This window comes from Actinomadura sp. NPDC049753 (assembly GCF_040674655.1).
Lineage (GTDB): Bacteria > Actinomycetota > Actinomycetes > Streptosporangiales > Streptosporangiaceae > Spirillospora > Spirillospora verrucosospora.
The window spans coordinates 1-1866 of record NZ_JBFARL010000434.1; the positions used below are offsets into that span (position 1 = coordinate 1).

Annotated in this window: 2 protein-coding genes; both read right to left on the reverse strand. The window is 76.2% G+C overall.

Annotated features, from left to right (window positions below):
- The coding region (locus AB0K37_RS41975) for a hypothetical protein (RefSeq protein ID WP_363991774.1) at positions 1-775 on the reverse strand (775 nt) is incomplete at its 3' end.
- The coding region (locus tag AB0K37_RS41980; RefSeq protein ID WP_363991776.1) for a VWA domain-containing protein at positions 772-1866 on the reverse strand (1095 nt) is incomplete at its 5' end. The genes AB0K37_RS41975 and AB0K37_RS41980, both read right to left, overlap by 4 nt.

Here is a 1866-nt window from a genome sequence, read left to right on the forward strand (position 1 = left end):
GGCCGGACGCCGCCAGGTCGGCGGCGGTGCGCCCCAGCGCGGTCGCGAGGACGGGCCCGGCGTGCGCCGCGCCCTCCAGGAGGACCTGGTCGGCGAGGTCGAGCGCGGCGTCGAGGCCGTCGCCGCCGGCCCTGGCCGAACCGCCCACCTCCAGCCGGATCTCCTCGCCCTCCAGGCCGCGCTCGTCGGCGGCGCGGAACGCCCAGACGGCCAGCACCGTGACCTCGCCGCGCACCGCCGCCACCGCGTCGGTGTGGACGTAGCCGAGCTCCCCCGGCACCAGGAACCGGACCGTGCAGGTCGGCAGCTCCACCTGCGCCACCGGCTCCCGCGCGGTGGGGCGGCGGATCTTCGCCGAGTACCCGGCGGTGAGGGCGCGGCGCGCGGCGGTGAGGGCGCGCCGCCCGAGGACGCGGGCGAGCGCGTCGTCGTCGAAGGCTCCCGGCGACCAGCCGGGCTCCGGCTCCCGCGCCTCGGGCGCCTCGGGCGCCTCCGGTGCGGCGGCGGTCCGCTGGTAGGCCAGGACGAGGCAGATCTGATGACGGCACGTGCCGGTCGCCGCGCAGGAGCACCGCGCGGCCTCCAGCCCCGCCCCGGCGGGCAGGGACGCCGTGGTGCCGTCGGGGAAGGCGCCGTCGACCCCGCCGTCCGGAGAGACGGTGATCTCGGGGCCGGCGCCGGCGTCCAGATCCTTGGCGGCGCGCTTGACCAGGCCGCGGTTGGCGAGGGCGGCGAGCGCGTCCGGGGTCAGCGCGAGCAGGTCGGCGCGGGTCACCGGCCGATCCGTTCCGCGACGAACTCGGCGAGCTGCCCCGGCGTCATCGCGCCGACGTGGGCGCCCTCGTCGGCGAGGCGCTGCGCCGTCCTCCGGTCGTAGGAGGGGTTGGCCTCCTCGTCGAGCGCCGCCAGCCCGAGCACCTGAGTGCCCTGCTGGACGAGCCGCCGCACCTCCTCGACGAGCCGCTGCTCGCTCCCGCCCTCGTAGAAGTCGGTGATGACCGCGACGATCGAGCGGCGGGGGTTCTCCACCAGGCCGGCCCCGTAGGCCACGGCCCGGCCGATGTCGGTGCCGCCGCCCAGCTGCACCTTCATCAGCAGCTCGGCCGGGTCGGTCACGTCGGAGCTGAGGTCGACGACGGAGGTGTCGAACGCGACGAGGTGCGTCTTGAGGCCGGGCAGGCCCCACAGGCACGCGGCGGTGACGGCGGCGTGCACCACGGACCCGAGCATGGAGCCCGACTGGTCGACGAGCAGGATCATCTGCCACTGCTCGACGTGCCGCCTGGTCCGGGACACGAACCTCGGGTTCTCGATGTAGAGGCGGCGCTCGTCCGGGCGGTAGTGGGCGAGGTTGGCGCGGACCGTGCCGTGGAAGTCGAAGTTGCGGGAGTTCTTCACGCGGCTGGGCCGCCGCGAGCGGGTGCCGTGGAACGCCTGCCGGACCTCGGTGGCCAGCCGCTCCATCAGCTGCCGGACGACGGTCTCCACGATCCGGCGGGCCAGCGCGAGGACCTCGGGGTTCATCAGGTGCTTGGTCCGCAGGACCGCGCGCAGCAGCGCCTCGTCCGGGTCGATGCGCTCCAGGACGGCCGGGTCGGTGACGATCTCGTGGATCTCGTACCGCTCGACGGCGTCGCGTTCGAGGCGCTCGATCGTCTCCTTGGGGAAGAGCCGGTGCACGGCGTCGAGCCAGTCGACGGTGGTGAGCTGGGACGGCCCGGTCCCGCCGGTGCGGTCGTCGGACCGGCCGGCCCCGGCGTCGCCGTCCCCGCCGGAGCCGCGCCGCACGCCGCGCCTGGCGAGCTCGGGGTCGCGCCCGTACAGCCAGCCGAGCGCCGCGTCCCGTTCGGCGGCCCCGCCGCCCAG